Annotated in this window: 2 pseudogenes; one reads left to right on the plus strand and one right to left on the minus strand. The window is 62.0% G+C overall.

The window, feature by feature from the left end:
- A pseudogene (locus tag H8A95_RS43230) lies at positions 1–581 on the plus strand (recombinase family protein); the annotation flags it as partial.
- Here the strand turns inward: H8A95_RS43230 and H8A95_RS43235 are convergent.
- Positions 579–1027: pseudogene (locus H8A95_RS43235) on the minus strand (ATP-binding protein); the annotation flags it as partial. The pseudogenes H8A95_RS43230 and H8A95_RS43235 sit on opposite strands and share 3 nt — an antisense overlap.

Consider the following 1027-nt stretch of genomic DNA (forward strand, 5'->3'; position numbering starts at 1 on the left):
CCACCACGTCGGCAGCCGATCGCAAGCGCATTCTGCGATTTGTCATCCGCGAAGTCGTTCTTGATCAGAAGCGGACCCGAGGTCAGGTGTGGCTCAAGATCGTCTGGCAGACCGGCGCAACCAGCGAGCATCACGTACAACGGCGCGTTCACACCTACCGCGATTACATCGACATTGAACGGTTGCGGCGACGGATCGTCGAGTTGACTGCTGAACACAAAATGGATGGCGAGATCGCGGCGATACTCAATCAGGAAGGCTTCGTCGCCGCCCGAGGCTGCGCCTTCAAAGGCGAGAACGTCTGGGTGTTACGCACCCGCTGGGGCATTCCCACCGTCAAAATCAACGGCATGGACAAGAACCCAATGCGCTGGCCCGACGGGAGCTTCTCGATTCAGGGCGCAGCGGCCGAGCTTGGAGTAACCCCGCAGACGGTGTTCGATTATCTCGCGCGCGGATTGCTGGCAGGTCATCAGTTGGCCAAAGGTCAGCCATGGCAGATCGAGCTCTCCGACGAACAGATCAGTCAGCTTCGCAATCGGGTACGACGCACCAAGCGTTCGAAGAAGGAGGCATCATGAAGCCATTGGCTCGGCAATCACGGTGCCCCATTCGGCAACGCTGCGGTTCGACGTGATCAGCATGGCGCCGGTTTCGTAGCGGCGGCTGACCAACTGGAAGAACAGATGCGCCGCGTCGGGCTCCAGCGGCAGGTAGCCCAGTTCATCGATGATCAGCAGCTTTGGCTTCGCCAGCGCGAGCAGTTTCTCGTCCAGGCGTCGCTCGCCATGCGCCTTGGCCAGGCCAGCGACCAGGGTCGTCGCCGTGGTGAACTGCACCGTGTAACCGGCCAGGATCGCCTCTCGCCCGAGCGCGATCGATAAGTGCGTCTTACCGACGCCCGGCGGGCCGAGCAGCAGCACGTTCTCGCCGTTGGCGATCCGACGTGACGCGGCCAGGTCGCGGATCTGCTTCGGATCGATCGACGGCTGCGCCTCGAAGTCGAAGCCCGCAAGCTCCTTCACGG

Origin of the sequence: Bradyrhizobium oropedii (assembly GCF_020889685.1) — a bacterium.
Classification (GTDB): domain Bacteria; phylum Pseudomonadota; class Alphaproteobacteria; order Rhizobiales; family Xanthobacteraceae; genus Bradyrhizobium; species Bradyrhizobium oropedii.